14 protein-coding genes are annotated in these 17,040 nt (G+C 56.8%); 7 read left to right on the forward strand and 7 right to left on the reverse strand.

The window, feature by feature from the left end:
* Positions 1-51: 51 nt before the first annotated feature.
* A complete protein-coding gene (locus Abci_RS01610) occupies positions 52-1,173 on the reverse strand; it encodes a glycerophosphodiester phosphodiesterase (protein WP_048837403.1) in 1,122 nt (373 codons plus the stop codon).
* A gap of 11 nt (positions 1,174-1,184) precedes the next feature.
* Positions 1,185-3,647 carry a TonB-dependent receptor gene (locus tag Abci_RS01615; RefSeq protein ID WP_048837404.1) on the reverse strand — a complete coding sequence of 821 codons (2,463 nt, stop codon included), beginning with the start codon at positions 3,645-3,647 and terminating at the stop codon, positions 1,185-1,187.
* A 323-nt stretch (positions 3,648-3,970) separates the two neighbouring features.
* Here Abci_RS01615 and Abci_RS01620 point away from each other — a divergent pair, with 323 nt between their 5' ends.
* Entirely contained in the window at positions 3,971-5,425 is a 1,455-nt protein-coding gene (locus tag Abci_RS01620; RefSeq protein ID WP_048837469.1) for an NAD-dependent succinate-semialdehyde dehydrogenase, read from the forward strand.
* 98 nt (positions 5,426-5,523) lie between these two features.
* On the opposite strand, the gene Abci_RS01625 is transcribed toward Abci_RS01620, so the two are convergent.
* Positions 5,524-7,731 carry a TonB-dependent receptor gene (locus tag Abci_RS01625; protein WP_084597474.1) on the reverse strand — a complete coding sequence of 736 codons (2,208 nt, stop codon included), beginning with the start codon at positions 7,729-7,731 and terminating at the stop codon, positions 5,524-5,526.
* Positions 7,732-7,815: 84 nt separating this feature from the next.
* On the reverse strand, positions 7,816-8,241 hold the full coding sequence (locus Abci_RS01630; protein ID WP_048837471.1) for a DUF2946 family protein: 426 nt from the start codon (positions 8,239-8,241) through the stop codon (positions 7,816-7,818).
* Positions 8,242-8,472: 231 nt separating this feature from the next.
* Between Abci_RS01630 and Abci_RS01635 the strand changes: the two genes are divergently transcribed.
* The 3 genes from Abci_RS01635 to Abci_RS01645 all read left to right on the forward strand — a co-directional run bounded on the left by Abci_RS01635 (position 8,473) and on the right by Abci_RS01645 (position 11,008).
* Positions 8,473-9,465 carry an energy transducer TonB gene (locus Abci_RS01635; RefSeq protein ID WP_048837405.1) on the forward strand — a complete coding sequence of 331 codons (993 nt, stop codon included), beginning with the start codon at positions 8,473-8,475 and terminating at the stop codon, positions 9,463-9,465.
* A 113-nt stretch (positions 9,466-9,578) separates the two neighbouring features.
* On the forward strand, positions 9,579-10,163 hold the full coding sequence (locus Abci_RS01640; RefSeq protein ID WP_048837406.1) for an acyl-homoserine-lactone synthase: 585 nt from the start codon (positions 9,579-9,581) through the stop codon (positions 10,161-10,163).
* A 119-nt stretch (positions 10,164-10,282) separates the two neighbouring features.
* Positions 10,283-11,008, forward strand: coding sequence for a helix-turn-helix transcriptional regulator (locus tag Abci_RS01645; protein WP_048837407.1), 726 nt, complete (start codon positions 10,283-10,285; stop codon positions 11,006-11,008).
* Positions 11,009-11,011: 3 nt separating this feature from the next.
* Here the strand turns inward: Abci_RS01645 and Abci_RS01650 are convergent, their stop codons facing one another.
* The gene (locus Abci_RS01650; RefSeq protein WP_048837408.1) at positions 11,012-12,481 is read right to left on the reverse strand and encodes a cryptochrome/photolyase family protein; all 1,470 of its coding nucleotides are present in this window, start codon (positions 12,479-12,481) and stop codon (positions 11,012-11,014) included.
* A 248-nt stretch (positions 12,482-12,729) separates the two neighbouring features.
* On the opposite strand from Abci_RS01650, the gene msrB reads away from it, so the two are divergent.
* Together msrB and Abci_RS01660 are read left to right on the forward strand one after the other, a co-directional pair.
* Complete coding sequence (gene msrB, locus Abci_RS01655; protein ID WP_048837410.1) at positions 12,730-13,134, forward strand: peptide-methionine (R)-S-oxide reductase MsrB; 405 nt, start codon at positions 12,730-12,732, stop codon at positions 13,132-13,134.
* Between the two features lie 43 nt (positions 13,135-13,177).
* Positions 13,178-13,561, forward strand: coding sequence for a DUF4112 domain-containing protein (locus Abci_RS01660; protein WP_048837411.1), 384 nt, complete (start codon positions 13,178-13,180; stop codon positions 13,559-13,561).
* Here the strand turns inward: Abci_RS01660 and Abci_RS01665 are convergent.
* Entirely contained in the window at positions 13,551-14,276 is a 726-nt protein-coding gene (locus Abci_RS01665) for a TetR/AcrR family transcriptional regulator (protein WP_048837412.1), read from the reverse strand. The genes Abci_RS01660 and Abci_RS01665 overlap by 11 nt on opposite strands.
* A gap of 274 nt (positions 14,277-14,550) precedes the next feature.
* Between Abci_RS01665 and Abci_RS01670 the strand changes: the two genes are divergently transcribed.
* Entirely contained in the window at positions 14,551-16,170 is a 1,620-nt protein-coding gene (locus Abci_RS01670; protein ID WP_048837413.1) for a bifunctional aspartate transaminase/aspartate 4-decarboxylase, read from the forward strand.
* A gap of 96 nt (positions 16,171-16,266) precedes the next feature.
* Here the strand turns inward: Abci_RS01670 and Abci_RS01675 are convergent, their stop codons facing one another.
* Positions 16,267-16,998 carry an SDR family NAD(P)-dependent oxidoreductase gene (locus Abci_RS01675; protein ID WP_048837414.1) on the reverse strand — a complete coding sequence of 244 codons (732 nt, stop codon included), beginning with the start codon at positions 16,996-16,998 and terminating at the stop codon, positions 16,267-16,269.
* Between the last annotated feature and the right edge of the window lie 42 nt (positions 16,999-17,040).

Here is a 17,040-nt window from a genome sequence, read left to right on the forward strand (position 1 = left end):
AAGGCGGGACCCGGACTGCCCGGACCCCGCCTTTCAAGTCGCAAAAATCTATCAGATACGATCTACGGCCTTGCGACCAATAGCGGGGTCATCGGTAAAAAAGCCGTCCAGCCCCATATCAAGATAGCGGCGGATTTCAGCGATAGACCCGGCGACATTGCGTGCAGCGGGACCGTCCGTATTCCGAAGTTGCTTGGGTAGAAACGCATTTTCCGGGCGGCAGGTATAGGCATGCACCAACAGGCCTGCCGCGTGGGCGTCATCCACCAATGTGGTGGGCTGTTGCCAGGCGCCGTCCGCATCCCGTGGGATAAGGTCGGTCAGGGACGGGCCAATAACATCCGCATAACTCCGGATATCTTTCAGCCCTTCAGGTTTCATCAGGTCGCCAAAGGTTGTTTTTTCACCCTTCGCCAACAGGTCTGGCGGTGTTGCGTTGCGCTCACCCATCAGGAACATGACTCTGGCCTGTGGGTTAATGGCTTTTACCGCGCTGTTGAGAGACCGCAGGTTGGTGGTCTCAAAAGACTGCACTTCCAGCGGCGCAGAGCGGGTGTAGGTGTGGGCCGCAATAATGCTCAGGAAGGTGGCCTCAGGGTTGAAGCCAAGAGCATGGAAGTGGGTGGAGTTCTTGACCTCTGGAATAAGCCCGATTGTGCGGCCCCGCGCAGCGGATTCAGCGGCGACAAAATCGATCATTTCCTCAAAGGTGGGAATGTCAAAATGGCCGTTATAGCGGGTGTTGTGTGCCCGCAGTTGCGGTAGGCGTTCACAGGCGCGCAGCGTTTTTAGCTCTGCCAGTGTGAAGTCCGTTGTAAACCAGCCCGTTTCCTGCCTGCCATCAATGGTCAGGGTGCGTTTGCGGTTGGCAAATTCCGGGCGGGTGGAGACGTCACTTGTGGCCGCAATATTACTTTCATGGCGGCAGACCAGCACACCATCTTTGGTGGGCACAAGGTCTGGTTCTACAAAATCTGCGCCATCAGTAATGGCTTTTGCGTAGGAGGCCAGAGTGTGCTCCGGCCGTTGAGCAGAGCAGCCACGGTGTGCAAACACCAGGGGCCGGGCCGCAAGGGAAGGGGCCGCCACAGCGTGGCGACCCCCGGAAAAGCGGGCAACAAAAGGTGCTGCCAGAGTTGTTGTCAGAATGGTCCGGCGTGAAAACCCAGCCATAATGCGCTCCCTTAGAATGTTGCGCTCAGTGTAAGGAAATACATGCGCGGTGCAATCGGGAAGGCCGTGTATTGGCCAGAGGCATTGTTGGTGTTGACGGTAGACCAGCCCTTCTCGTTCGTCAGGTTGGTAATGTTACCCTGCACCCGCAGAGAGCGCACATGCGGAATACCGCGAATGTCATACCCGGCGTTCAGGCTGAACAGGGCGTAGGCATTAGCGTGCAGGTCATTGGTGAAGGTGGTGTAGCGTTTGCCCACAACATCCCCAACAAACTGGGCATTGAAGTCACCCCAACGCGTGGAAGCCACGAATTTTTCAGTCCAGTTTGGAACGCCCGCCACGTTTTTATTGGCGGTTGGCACGCGTGTGTTACCGTTCATGTAATCATCATTATAAACGGATTTGTTGTAGGACAACGCGTTGTAGAAGGAGAAATGCTCACCAAACTGCGCGGTGAAGGAGAAGTCCATCCCGTCTGTGGAGACAGAACCCACGTTGGTCAGGGTTGTGGCGCTGCCGACGATGGAAGACAGCGTCTGGGTTGAGGCCACAGCCAGCAGACGGTTGGAGAAGTGCACATGGTAATATTCAAGCTGGCCGCTAATGTTGGTCAACGGCCCTGCATTGACGTGGCGGTTCGTACGCAGGCCGGTTTCATACGTCCATGAGGTTTCAGGTTTGCCGTGGCGTTTGAAGTCTTCAAAAGCCTGCTGGCTGGTTACACCCCAAGGGGTTGCGTTACCATAACCCGCAGCCTGGAAGGAGCGCATGTTTTCCTGAATATTGGCAAACCACTGTTCATGATCTGTAATATTCCACAATGCGCCGAAGGACGGCAGGAAGGGGCGCACGGCGGCAATGGTGCCACCTGGGACCGTAATGGCTGTTGCAGGGGAGAGAGAACCGGGCAGGCCAGCAACCGGCAGCGTGCCGTTGGTGTAAACCAGCTCGGACTTGAAACCGGCATTCAAAGAGAAGTTCTTTGAAATCTGCCAGTTGTCCTGCAAATGCGTGGTAAAGGTATTGGTGTAGAAATAGTTGGTGTACTGCTTGATCAGCGCATCCTGCTGGCGGTCATACGGCGTGGTGGGGTTGGAGGCATCAAACGGATACCAACGGCGCGCCTGCGTATTGTTGTTGCGCTCATACCAGCCGCCCACTTCAATATGGTGCTTGCCAAGATGGTATTTCAGGCTGGTCATGATACCGCCACGGTTATCCCAATATTCCGTGGTGCGGGTTGCCATGCCGGAGCCACCAAACACATCTGACAGCTGAGAAGCTGACTGGTTGGGGAAGTAGGCGGAAAACAGCGTAGGCAGACCAGCCGCCGTAATGGGACCAGCCACAACACCTTCACCCATGTCATGGTGATAATAGATATTGGTGTCCCACGTCAGGTTGGCGCTGAAGTCATGGTGCCATTTGGCGTACATCAGGTAATCCTGACGCTGCGCGGCGGAGTAATAGTTGCGGTAATTCAGGCCCGCATTCTTATATTCTGGTGAATTCTGATAATATTTTATGGCTTCGTTCAGGTTGGGGTACATGAACGGGCGCACATAAAGTGACCCACCGTTGGGCATGACAATGCCGTCTTCGTTAGGCTCAACTTTCTCGGCCCAGTCAAAGAAAACACTGACCTTGTTTTTGGAATCTTCATGCACAAACTTGGCGTTGACCTGATTGCCACCCTGATGGCCAGCAAAGTCCCATGCCCGTGCGTCCTGACGGCCCCATGACACATAGGCGGAGTTACCGTGCCCGAAGTCACCCGTGTCAATACGGGCAAAGGTGCGGAAGGTGGAGAAGCTGCCAAAGGTCTGGCTCAGCTGGCCACCTGCGCGGTGCAGCGGGTCCTGTGTGGTGAACTGAAGCGTGCCGCCAAGGTTACTGGTGGACGCTGTACCCAGCGCACCGGCACCCGTTGCCACGGAGGCAGAGGCAAAGTTTTCACTAATGGCCGCACGCTGGGGGGACAGGCCGTTATAGTTACCGTAAGCTTGGTCACCCAGTGGAATTTCATCCAGCGTGTAGCCAAGCTGGTTCTGGTTAAATCCGTGAATAACCAGCGATGAATTCTGTTCGTTATTGCCCCATGGGTCAGAGTTGTTGAACACAACACCCGGCAGAATTTGCAGGGACTTGATGGGGTTGATACCCGGCAGCGTGCGCTGCATCTGCAAATGACCAACCGTCTGTTCTGAGCGGCTGTGGCGGCCTGTTGCAATAATCTGTTCAGAACCGGATGCCTGCGCCGCTTTGGGGGCGGAACGCCGTTTGGGCGTGACTGCGGCGGGTGCTACCGGCGTTGCAGCAACAGGCTGGGCAACAGGGGCCGTAGCAGCATGACCGTGCGGCTTACGAACGGTGTGATGGGGGGATTGTGTGGCGGCGTGCGCCACGGAAACTGCCAGAGGGGAACAGAACAGCCAGAGTGCTGCACGGCGGGACGACGGAGAGAATCGCATCAAGATGCTGTGCCCTATCAGGGAGTGAAAACCTGCCCGCTTCTTAAAAACCCAAGCGCTGAAATAAGAGTGACAGTTTTATGAAAATGGCTGTTTGGCGCGGTTTGTGATCGGGCAACAACACTAAGTTCTGAAAAATTTTTTAGGAGCGCTTTGTGCTTGACTTTCGAGGTTTTGGGTATGGGGAAACCTCTGGCGGCCTCAGGCTTTTATGACAGCACTGCCAGGGCCACCCTTGCACTCGGCGGGTGATAATGCTCTGTGCATGAGGAGAATGAGCAAGGCACACCGGCCTGTTTGCTCCAGAACCATGAGAGATGCGCATGTCAGATGAATTTTTGAACGTCCAGCTTCTGATATCTGGAAAATGGCAAGATGCAGCCGATGGCCGGACGCTCCCTGTGCACGATCCTGCAACAGGGGAGACAATTGGTAAAATTGCTCATGCCTCCAAGACGGATCTGGCGCTGGCGGCAGAGGGTGCTGCAAAAGGCTTTGAAGCCTGGCGCACCCTTACGGCATGGGACCGCTTTGTTATTATGCGCCGTGCGGCCAACCTGCTACGTGAGCGTGCGGAGAGCATTGCCCGTATTATGAGCCGTGAGCAGGGCAAGCCCCTTGCTCAGGCTTTGGCGGAAATTGACGGTGCTGCCGGGGTTATCGAATATTTTGGGGAAGAAGGCCGCCGCCTGAACGATGTGCTGGTGCCGCCGCGTGTTGCGAATGTTGAGCAGCGGGTGCTGCACCGCCCTGTTGGTGTTGTAGCGGCGTTCACGCCCTGGAACTTCCCCATTAACCAGATTGCCCGCAAACTGGGTGCGGCCCTTGGGGCCGGGTGTGCCGTTATTGTTAAAGCGCCGGAGGACACCCCTGCATCCCCCGCTGAACTGCTGCGTGTGTTTCTGGATGCCGGTATTCCGGCAGGTGCTGTGTCTCTTGTGTATGGTGACCCGGCAGAAATTTCAGAATATCTGATCGCGCATCCCGTTGTGCGGAAAATTTCCTTCACGGGATCTACACCGGTCGGCAAGCATCTGGCCTCTCTGGCCGGTGCACAGATGAAGCCGGTGACAATGGAGCTGGGTGGCCATGCTCCGGTTATTGTCTGTGCAGATGCAGACCTGGATGCCGCAGCAGAACGCCTGGCAGCCGCCAAGTTCCGCAATGCCGGTCAGGTGTGCATTGCTCCAACCCGTTTTCTGCTTGAACAGAGCATTGCCCCGACATTTGTGGACAAGTTCAAGGCCCGCATGAGCGCCCTGAAAATTGGCCGTGGCGTGGATGATGGCGTGACCATGGGGCCATTGGTCAACAGCCGCCGGGTCAAAGCCTTGCAGGAATTGGTGGAAGACGCACGCGCAAACGGCGCTACGGTTTGGCACCCTGACACAGCCCTGCCGAATGGTGGCTGCTTTTTCCCGCCCACGCTTATTCAAAACCCTGACCTGTCCATGCGGGTGATGCAGGAAGAGCCTTTTGGCCCGCTGGCCATTGTGTCTGAATTCACCTCCCTGACGGATGCCGTAAAGGAAGCTAACCGGCTGCCTTATGGTCTGGCGGCTTATGTCTATACCCGGAATGAGCGCACACAACGTCTGCTGGGCGAACAGGTTGAAGCCGGTATGGTGGCTGTAAACCATCATGGTATTGGTGTGCCGGAAGTGCCTTTTGGCGGCATTAAGGATTCCGGTTACGGCACGGAAGGTGGGCCAGAAGCCTTGCGGGCCCATACTTACATCAAGCTGGTTTCCAGCGAGCAGGCTAAAGCTGACTTCTAAGTCCCGGTTTTTGTTGGTGTAAGAAGAAAGGGGCGGCACACATTGTGCTGCCCCTTTTTAGTAGAAGTTCAAAAGGTTTTTACTTTTGAACTGGTTTTTTAGAACGTGGCAGACAGGCTCACATTAAAGGAGCGGCCCATGCCCGGCAGGGCGCGGGTATAGCCAATATAGCGCGTGTCCCCTAACGACAGGCCACCAAGCGGCAGGTAGTAGGGCTGGTTGAAAATATTATCGATCCCCGCATCCACTGTCACCATTTTCCAGGTGTAACTGCCGCCAAGGTTGAGCAGAGCATAGCCCGGTGTGCGGGGTTCAGTCCGGAGATAATCCACACTGTCCTTTGCTTTGACAAAGTTCATTTCCACACGGCCTTTCCATGGCCCTACGGTTTCATGCACCGCTATTGTGCCGTTAAGGGGCATCATGTGGTACAGGCCGCTGTGGGTTACGTTATCCTGCCCACGCACCCAGTTGAGCACACCGGTAAACTCGCCTTTGCCAAATTTGGGTGTATCCCACAGAGTGTAATGGCCAGAGGCATTAATGCCGTATGTCTGGGCATTGTGGTTGGTAAATTGCAGCTTGTGCCGCCCATTCGTAAAAGTGCTGAGCTGCACAACATTAATGTAGTTATGCACGTAGGAGTAATAGGGCTGGACCTTCAGCCCCCATTTATTGGCAGTGGTCGGGTCGTGCCAGTCCAGCGTGACACTGGCTGTGTTGGCGACTTCAGACTTCAGGTCCACATTGCCAACGTAGCCGTTGCCATCCCCAAACCACCCGATCATGGAGGAGGACATGCTGCCCATGCCCCAAGCGTAGCGCTCATACAGGTTTGGCGCGCGGGACTTGCGGGCATAGCCGCCTTCCAGCGTAAAGCTGTCCGTTGCCTGCCAGCGTGTCATGGCGGTGACATCAAAATTCACATCGGTCCGGCCCCGGCGGCGGGCGTTGAAAGCACGGGCTGCCATGGCATCTGCCATGTTCATCATGCCGGTCCAGGAATAGGGGGAGACATCGCCCGTATTCATCATGACCAGATCATTCCGGAAGCCCAGAAGTGTTGAGACGCGGGATGTCCAGTGGGCTTCCCACTCCGCATAATGGCCCAGCCGGTCACGGTGGCCGTTATTGATGTTGTTGTAGGTATTAGGCCCCATCATCATGCTACCCATCAGGGGTGGCCACCAGTCTTTCAGGCCTTGGTGATCAAAACTGCTGCCCAGCTTGAGGGTGTGGTTGGGGGCGAGTGGAATGGTGGCTTTCAGGGAGTACCCCGCCAACCGGGAATCGTTGTTCATGGGCATGCCGGTGGTGGCGGAGTGGCCACCTTTGTCACCCAGCATATCCATGGCGTGCGTAATGCGCTGCCAGTAGCCTCGGGCCTCAAGCTCACCCCAGTCAAAGGACCCATTATATTTACCGTTCACAAAAGTGGAGCGGTTGTTTGTCATGTCCATAAACTGGTTGGCAAAGCCTTCATGCGGCACATTCTGCTGACCGAACGTGACGGAAAGCAGGTGGTTGTCCTTGTGCATGCCGGCGGTTACGGCGTGGTTGTAACTCAGGTAGCTGGTGGAGTGCACAACCCCCATGCCACCACCACCCCGGTAGTTGCCGGACTGGTCATAGGACGCATTGTAGCGCAGGCTGAACAGGTCGTTGGCGACAGTGACAGACCCTGCTGCACTATATCCCCCACCGTTGCTGCGATACGTACCCCGTACACGGCCTGTGACCAGTATCTTGCCTTTGCGGGCAAAGCGTGGGTCTGCGCGCTCAACATCAATGGTGCCGCCCAGACTGTCCCCACCACTGCTGACAGGCGTTAGCCCGGCAATGCTGGTGGCTGTCTGCACGCTGTCCGGGTCTACATAAGACAGAGCCGGGTTCATGTGGTTGGGGCAGGCGGGAGCAATGCGGACACCATCGACAATGGTGGCCACGCGGTCATCCGCCATACCGTTCAGGACCGGCAGATTGGCCAACCGCCCCCCGCCGTAAGAACTGAACCCCGGCTGGTTACGGAACAGGGCCGAGGCATCCGGGCTGGACAGGCGGGACATGCGTTGTGTGCTGGCATCGGGGGAGGAGGCACTCAACGGGGCATCGGAGAGGGATGTGGCATCCTCTTCCTCAGCATTGGTGGAAATATCAAGGCGCGGCAGGGTGACAACGCTGCTCTGCGGTGCGGCGGTCTGGGCGTGGGCAGCATGCCAGCCCAGGGGCGTTATGGCAGTGGCGCACAGTGCGGCAAACACCCATACGGAGGCAGCCCCCCGGCGGTGGTTCAAAAAGATAACCATAAGAAAATGTCCTGAAAACAAGGCAAGAAGGGCCGCATCCAGTTGTGCAGGACAACAGGAAGAGGCCGGAAAAAGCGCTTGAAATCAGGCAGGTGGCCCGTGCGATGGCGGGAGGCCGAGCACAACAATGGGGGGCGCGCGTGGCAGAGAGGCGTGGCTGCCCCGGCGTATCCACCGTTGAACAAGGGGGGGCAGGAGCACCAGCCCCAAAGGGAGCGCTGCGGGCAAGGAGAGCAGCGGGCAAAGCGGGCAGGTTTCCGTACCATCGTGATGATGATGGTGCGTATGCTGCGGCATGGCGGCCATGGACATGCCATGGTGCATCATCATGCTATGGCCAGCAGGGGCTGGCGCAATATCAACCCCGAGCAAACGCTCCATGGCCGCACGCGGCATCTCGTCTGGCAGGGAGAAACTTTGAAGTGCGAGAAGGCCCAGAAAGCCCATCATCGTCACCGCGACCAGCGGCCATTTTAGCAGCCTAGCAAGCGGGTGAGAGGGATGGAACATGACTAAGGGCCTAAACTCCAGATTTTGCATCATGGCGCAGGAAGGCGTAAGCGCATCCTGCATGATATGTGCTGGCGTTGCTCTGTGCCGGGCGCAGGGCAGCACCTTAGTGACCCAGCGTTGAACCGCCGTGGGGCGTTCATATCAGGCTAGGCCAAGGTGGGGCACACCGTATAAGGATATGCCGACACTTTGCAACAGGGTGAATGCAGACGTGCCGTGAGGACCGATATGTGCGCAGCAACACAGCAGGGTGATCGTTCTTCTTTCGTGTCAGGACGGACAGGCCTTTACGCCAGTTTGACCGAAAGCACGCAGCCGCCCGCCTGTCCGCTGGCGGGTGTTACACGTACTATGGGGTTTGCGGGCACGGCTGGTATGCCGCCCCAAACTGCCTGGACAGACCCGCACCCTCTGCCAGCGGCCAGCCTGTCGCCACCGCGTGGGCGTGGGGGGTATAAAGGTCGCGTTGCCTTGGGTCTGGCTCTGGGGGCGCACGCTTTGCTGGCGCTGTGCCTGCTCGGGCACCACATGCACCCGGCACAACTGGCTGCACCGGGGGAGCGTGCCGTGCAGATGGTGTTTGAAACACGAGCCAGCGCACCAGCGCAGCCTGCGCCACAACAGCCGCCTGCGCCGCCATTAACGCCACCTGTTAAACTGGCGGATATGCCGCCTATGAATATGGAGGATACCCCTCCACCAGCACACCCTCCCGCCGTGCCAGACGCAACGGATGCGTTGCCGGATATGTCGGCTTTTCCCCTTCATGTGCCTGTGGCGGCTCCTGCCTCGCAGAGCCGAAAGACAGCCAAGCCTGCCATGATGCATGCTAAAGCGCCACAAACTAGCGTGGCCTCGCCCGCCCATGCTGCTGCTCCGGTGCAGTCTGCGCCTTTGCCCCACCAACAGGCCCCGGCGTCTTCACCTGCTCCGGCTTCAGTCGCGCAGGCGGCAAAAGGTGGAGGGGTACCCAAGCTGCACTGCACGCCGCCGCAAACACACTATCCGCCTATGGCGCGGCACTTGCATGAGGAGGGGGAAGCTGTGGTGGAAGTGACCTTGGCTGGCACAGGGGCCGTGCAGTCTGCGCGGCTGACCCAGAGCACAGGCTATGATGATCTGGACAAACAGGCGTTGCTGGCCGCACGAACCCTGACCTGTGCACCGCCGGAAAATGGGGTACTGGTTGGGCGTATTCCGGTAGGGTTTCACATTCAATAAAAGCCAGACAGTATAGTCCTATTCCGTAAAGCGTGCACTATAGCGGTATTGCTAGATTGAAAGAGGCTGGGTAAGGGCGTTTTTTCTCCGTCGTAAACGCAACGGAGGCAGACATGCTCTACACTTTTTCTTACGAAGAACGTCATGACTATGCCAGTGTCTATGACAAGATGCTCCAGGCACGGGCACTTGTTTTTGGAGAGCGGCTGGGGTGGGATGTTGTTGTCCGCCACGGGCGGGAAGAAGATGAGTACGACCGGGAATACAACCCCCTCTACATTGTGTCCCTGAACGAGAGCGGGCAGCATGCGGCATCCCTGCGGGTTCTGCCAACAACTGGCCCAACCATGCTGCGGCAGGAATTTCATACATTTTTTGATGACTGCCCGGATATTGTGAGCCCGGATGTCTGGGAGTGCACGCGCCTGTGCTCCACGGTGGAAAGCACCACACCAGCAGGCCGTTCTGTCACCATTGATGTAACCAAGGCACTGTGCCGCACGGCCTTTGAAAGTGGTATCAGCCAGATTACCGGCATTTATTATAAAGGTATGACCCGCGTTTACCGTCGTATCGGCTGGGAGCCCACCACGCTGTCACAGGCAAAACCGGAAATTGGCGATATCTGCCTTGGTCTGTGGACCGTAACCCCGCGCGCCATGCGGCACATGGCAGAACGGCAGGCAATGCTTTTTTGATACATTCATTATTAATTAGTCAGGTAAGGTATAACATCTTGTATTCCGATACATATTTTGTATCATTATTGACAAGGAAGCAGACAGTTTTTTCCAAGTGAAAGTTTGTAGCGAAGAGAATGCTTATTCCCCCGCGTATTATGCAGGATCTTATCGCTGCTATTGTGGAGTCAAAAACACTTCCGGAGTTGAAGGCCATTATGGCGGTGCTACCGCTTAAAAGTGGCCTTCAACATGCAGTTTATCATTATCTGGGTACCCCGGCCAAACCGCTACTGGATATTCCCGGCTTTGCCACATACCCGGATGAATGGGTGACTCGTTACCTGGAAAACGGGTACGTGCAGGTTGACCCAGTTGTGCGGCGGGGACTGCGCTCCATTCTGCCGTTTGAGTGGAGCGAGCTGACCATCGACACGCCTGAACAGAAAAAACTGTTCACAGAGTCTCAGGAGTTTGACCTCGGCAAGGCAGCACTCAGCCTGCCTGTGCGTGGGTTAGGGGGAGAAAACGCCCTCTTTACCATTACAAGTGAAGCGCCAGATACGTTCAGCGGCCCGCAACGTGTCAATTATGTGCGGGATTATCAGGTTCTGGGCGTTTATGTGCATGAAAGCTTTGCCCGCCTGAACAAGCTGATTCCAGAACAGACCATGGAACTCTCCAGACGTGAAACCCAGTGCCTTAAGCTGGCATCGGAAGGGTTGCTGGGTAAGGAGATAGCCCACCGGCTTAAACTGTCAGAACCGGCAGTCAGGCTGTATTTGCGTATTGCGCGGCATAAACTGGGGGCATCCAGCACCAGCGGTGCTGTTGCACTCGGGGTCAGGCGCGGGCTTATCTAAAGTTCACTCGTCTTTCTGGCGTGCTGGCAGATTCTTGTAACTTTCAAGCGCAATGGTGCGGGCCGCCTTTAACTCCACAATCGGGTGCGGGTAGGTCGTGCCAAGGTGCAGGCCAATCTGGCGGCACAGAGCGGCATCCGCCTTCCACGGTGTGTGAATCAGTTTATCCGGCAGGTGGCGCAGTTCAGGCACCCATGTACGGATATAGGCACCCGAGGGGTCAAATTTTTCAGACTGCCCAATCGGGTTGAAAATACGAAACCACGGTGAGGCATCGATGCCGGTGCCAGCACACCACTGCCAGTTCATGGCGTTTTGTGCGGGGTCTGCATCCACAAGGCGTTGATGAAACCAGGCTTCCCCCTTACGCCAGTCTGTCAGCAGGTGCTTGGTCAGGAAGGATGCCACAACCATGCGGACCCGGTTATGCATCCAGCCCGTCTGGTAAAGCTGGCGCATACCTGCATCAACCAGCGGGTAGCCGGTCTGGCCGTGCTGCCAGGCTTTTAGCAGGGCAGCATCATCATGCCAGGGCATGTCATTAAATTCGGACCGCAGGTTTTCTGTTGGCAAAGTGGGTTGGTAGAAAAGCTGCATGTAAGCAAAATCCCGCCACCCGAGTTCTGACAGAAAAGTCCATGCGTTTTCTGAAATAGCACCGTTTTTCTCAATAGCGGCTTCTACGCTGTGCCACACCTGCCGCGCAGAGATCAGCCCAGCGCGCAGATAGGGAGAGAGGCGGGATGTTGTGTCTTTGTCCGGTCGGTCGCGCTCCGTGCTGTAGCGGGCTACGTTATCGTCTACAAAGTCTTTCAGAAAATCCTGTGCATCCGCTTCCGTACAGGGCCAGTCCATCGCGGCGTCAGCCGCCCCTTCGGGCAGTGTGGGTGCCGGTATGGCAGCGGCTTTGGTGGCCAGCGCCTTAACCGCGGCAGGCCACGCGGCAAAGGTGAGGGAGGATGGGGCGGGCACACACCGGCCGGGCGCACCCAGTTCACGTGCGGCACGCCACCAGGCTGTAAACACCTTGTACGGCTGGCCGCTGCCTGTTTGCACCGCCCAGGGTTCATGCAGCAGGCGGCCGGAAAGCGAATGCGTGGTAATCTGCCTAAGCCCTAGCGTGGTTTTCAGCGCGGTATCCTGCTCTTTGCCAACAGGGTCATATCGCCGGTTCCACAGCACAGTGTCGGCCTTAAAGAGCGTGACAAGTTCCGGTATAATGTCTGGCGTGTTGCCTTCCACGGTCAACAACTCGCCGCCCTGTGCGGTCAGGGCTTCTGCCAAAGCACGGCGGGACTGGTCCAGCCACCAGCCAATGGCTCCCTCGCGGCGGGTGGCGGGGTCTTGCACATAAACACACACAACCGGCTGCCCTGTGGTGCAGGCCATGTGCAGCGCCGGATTATCGGTAAGGCGAAAATCATCCCGGAAAAGGACAAGGACAGGGGGGGCGGAGGGGCTCTGTGTGCTCATGCCCGCACCCTGTCACGTTTTTCTGAAGGCTGACAACAGCGTGATAAAATAAAGGAGGAAGCCTGCAACCCGTGCGGCGGAAGGTGCGTTTAGCGGCGTCAGGCTCCAGCCAAAAGTAGAGCTGAAAGCGGCATGCGGGGCTGTCAGTATGCTTGCCCTACACATATCAAAAGTGCCTTGGGTGGTTGAAAAAACGCGCAAGCCTTCCGTTATCAGTAACACTGCACCAGCCATCAAGGAGACAGACCATGGCAGAAAGTTGCTCTACCGCCCGTTGTGGGGCGCGCCCTCTTACCCCGGAGCAGGAGCATATCCTGCGGGAGCGTGGTACGGAATATCCCGGTTCCAGCCCGCTGAATGCTGAAAAGCGGGACGGCATATATCAGTGCGCCGGGTGCGGGGCGGATTTGTTTTCGTCCGAGACAAAATATGAAAGCGGGAGCGGGTGGCCATCCTTCTATGCCCCTCTTACCGGTGCGGTCAGCAGTCGGCAGGATAGCAGCCACGGCATGGTCCGCACGGAGGTCACATGCGCCCATTGTCACGGGCATTTGGGGCATGTTTTCCCCGATGGTCCGCCGCCTACAGGCGAACGCTACTGCATGAACGGCCTTGCGCTGGATTTTGTCCCGCGTGAGCCGGAAGAGGCTTAAGACCTCTCTTGCAGGGTGGCTTCGGCCACCCCACATCTCTGGCATGACACATGCTCATGCTTTTGCCGGTAACGGCTTTGCGTCCTCCCATACTCAAACAGCCCAGCGTCTGCGCCGTGTTCAGCGGCTTGCATGGTTGCTGGATGCAGCCGTGCGCTTGCCGGGTACCCGTTTTCGGTTCGGGGCAGACGCGGTTATTGGTCTGCTCCCGGTAGGGGGCAGCCTGATTATGGGGCTGGTCTCGCTCTATATCGTGTTCGAGGCATGGCGGATGAGCCTGCCCACCGCAGTTCTTGTGCGTATGGTGGGCAATATTGCCGTTGAAACACTGGTTGATACCGTACCGGTGGCCGGTAATATTTTTGACGCAGCGTTTAAAGCGAACCTGCGGAATGTTGCCCTTATGGAGCAGGCTCTCAGGCAGTAGCCGGAGTAGCTCTGGTTTTTGGCGGAGGAGACTCTCCGCCAACAGCCCTGACGAAAAGCGTCCATCCCCGGTCAAAAAAGTCCTTGCGCTCTGCCTGTGTAGTAAAGGGGGCTAGACCAAACAGGGCGCTTTCCAGCGCAGCGCCAGTGATCAGCCCGCTGAGCAGGTCCACTGTTGTGTCATCCGCATTACCGGGGTTGATTTGCCCCGCTGCCTCTGCCGCCTTGAGCAGGCGTAGAATACTGGCATCAATCGGTCCACCAATATTTTGCTTGGCGTATTCCGCAAGGGTTGGGTAACGGTACCCGTCTGAAATAAGAATGCGGTACGTGCCCAGCGCCATGGGTTGTAGGCTCAGGTCCAGCAGCAACTGCATGACATGCTTGAGTTCCGCCAACGGATTCTTAAGCGGCGTATCCTTGATGGAATGCAGGACCGAGGCGGTCAGATTGGTAATAACCGCCTTGAACAGGTCTTCCTTAGACGCATAGCGGCGATACAGTGTTTGCTTGCTGGCAGACGCCTTGCGCGCAATCTGGTCCACAGATGTGCCAGCATACCCGTGCTGCACAAACAGGCCCGCCGCGACCTCCAGCAAATACTGGTCAAGCTGCTCCGTATCTTCCGGGGTGGGGCGGCCGCAGCGGCGCTTTTTACCCTGCAGGCAGGGGTTAAGCATATCAAGAAAGCTGGTATTCCGCTTTGCACTGGTCATGACGTGCGGTCTCGGGACAAGGGGCAGGGGCCGTTCATAAAAAAGTGTTGAGGGGAAAAGGACCACTCTCCCGGCTACCAGCAGGGTCTGAAGAGGGCCTGTTTGTGTGTTTCACTCCATTTTTGGCCTGAACACAAGAAGAGCTTCTTATTTTGCATGCAATGTGAAGGCAAACCATACATTCTGCCTGCCCTGCACTTTGCGACTAGCTTTGCCGCATGAAAATGCCACTATGCTCCCAACCCTTCGTGCGAGCACAGGAAGAAGCGAGATCATGACGCCTGCCGACTATGAAAAGTTCCGCAAACTCAGCCCCTTTGAACTGAAGGATCAACTGATTTCACTTGCGTCCGGCAAGGCCCAGCGTGCCATGCTGGATGCGGGGCGGGGCAACCCCAATTTTCTGGCCACAACGCCCCGGCATGGTTTTTTCCAGCTTGGCATGTTTGCCACAGCCGAGTCCGAGCTTTCTTTTTCCTACATGGCGGAAGGTGTGGGTGGTTTGCCCCGGCAGGATGGCATAGAAGCCCGCTTTACATCCTTCGTGGCAGCCAACAAGGACCAGCCGGGCGTGGCCTTCCTGCGTCGGGCATTATCCTTCGTGCGGGACCAGCTTGGCCTGTCGGCAGAAGGGTTTTTGCTCGAAATGACGGCTGGTATTCTGGGGTGTGACTACCCCAAGCCGCCGCGTATGCTCAAATATGCTGAAAAAGTGGTCCGGCAGTACCTGATTCAGGAAATGGCAGGCAGCACCATGCCTGCCGCGAGCACAGACCTGTTTGCGCTGGAGGGCGGGACGGCTGCCATCAGCTATATCTTTGCCTCCCTGCGGGAGAACGGGCTGATAAAACCGGGCGACAAAGCGGCCATTGGTATGCCGGTTTTTACGCCGTATGTAGAAATACCGGAACTGCGGGACTACCAGTTGCAGGAAGTGGCCATTAACGCCACGCCAGAGAGCGGCTGGCAATATCCGGATGAAGAGCTGGACAAGCTGCTTGACCCGGCTGTGAAGATTTTTCTGATTGTGAACCCCAGCAACCCGCCATCTGTTAAAATAAACGATGCCGGGCTGGCCCGCATTGCAGAAATTGTCAAAAAAAGACCGGATCTCATTATTGTAACCGATGATGTGTACGGAACATTTACGGATAATTTCCGCTCTCTTTATAGTATTTGCCCGTACAATACTATTTTGGTTTACTCTTTTTCCAAATATTTTGGGGCAACGGGGTGGCGTCTGGGGGTTATTGCCACCCACGCGCAGAACGTGCTGGACTACGCTTTGGCCAACCTGCCGGAAGAAGACAAACTGGCGCTGGATGCCCGTTATGCCTCTCTCACACCCGATGTGCGGGGCCTGAAGTTTATTGACCGGCTTGTGGCGGATAGCCGTACCGTTGCCCTTAACCACACGGCCGGGCTTTCCACGCCCCAACAAGTGCAGATGGTACTGTTTTCACTTTTTGCCCTGATGGATGGTCGGAATGCTTATAAAACGGCGCTGAAAAACCTGCTGCACCGCCGCGAAAGTGCGCTTTACCGCAACCTTGGCATTAATGCCCCGGATGATGAGGGGAGCACCCATTATTATACATTGATAGACATGACCAAATTGGCCACGGAGCTTTACGGCAGGCGCTTTGCCCGCTGGGTCATGACTCATGTGGACCACGAGACCATCCTGTTCCGTATTGCGGAGGAAACCGGGGTCGTGTTGTTGCCGGGCATGGGTTTTGCGGTACGCAAACCGTCTGCGCGTGCCTCTCTGGCTAACCTGAACGAGTATCAATATGCCAGTATTGGTGCAGAACTGCGTAAAATGGCTGATGAATATTACGAGCGATACAAAGCAGAGAAAAAACTGGAAGCAGAAAACGCCCCTAAGGAGTAAGGAAAAACGCCCGGCTGAGGCTGCCTCAGCACGGGCGTTTTGGGCGCTCCAGACCTTACCTTATCCGGCTTGCTCTGCCGGGTAAGGTCAGTGTGGTCAGGCCAGCATACCGCCATCAACAGGCACGGCGGCACCCGTAATGTAGCCTGCATCCGGGCTTGCAAGGAAAGAGACCGTGCGGGCAATGTCGTTCACGGTGCCATAAGCTCCGGTTGCGACAAATCCGGCCAGTACGCGAGCGCCTTCCGTGTCGGACGGATTCATTTCCGTATTGATGGGGCCGGGTTCTACCACATTGATGGTAATGCCCTGTGGCCCAAGGTCGCGTGCCGCACCCTGTGCAAAGCCACGCAGGCCAGCCTTTGTGGCGGAGTAGAGGGAAAGCCCGGCAAACGGGGCACGGCCCGCAAAAGCAGACCCCATAAGAATAATGCGGCCGCCTTTGGTCATATGCTGCGCGGCTTCATGGGTTTCTACCATCACGCCGCGTAGGTTCAGGTTGAGGGTCTGCTCAATCTGCTCAATGCTGGCATCGGCAATGGTGGTGTAGGGGTAGGCCCCGGCGTTACAGACCAGCGTGTCCAGCCGTCCGAAATGCTGCACGGTTTCCGCCACAACCTTGCGGTTGCCATCAACCGTTGCGCCGTCTGCCTGAATGGTCAGCACTTTACGGCCAGTTTTGCGGATTTTTTCGGCCAGTTCTTCAGCGCGGGTGGCGCTGCGGGCGTAGGAGATGGCAATATCAAACCCATCAGCAGCCAGTGCTTCTGCAACAGCAGCACCAATGCCGCGGCTTCCGCCTGTAATCAGGGCAACGCGATGTGTCATGTGCTTTATCCTCCAACTGTGTGTGGTGCCATCTGTGCATCA

The organism is Acetobacter cibinongensis, from assembly GCF_000963925.1.
In the GTDB taxonomy this organism is placed as follows: domain Bacteria; phylum Pseudomonadota; class Alphaproteobacteria; order Acetobacterales; family Acetobacteraceae; genus Acetobacter; species Acetobacter cibinongensis.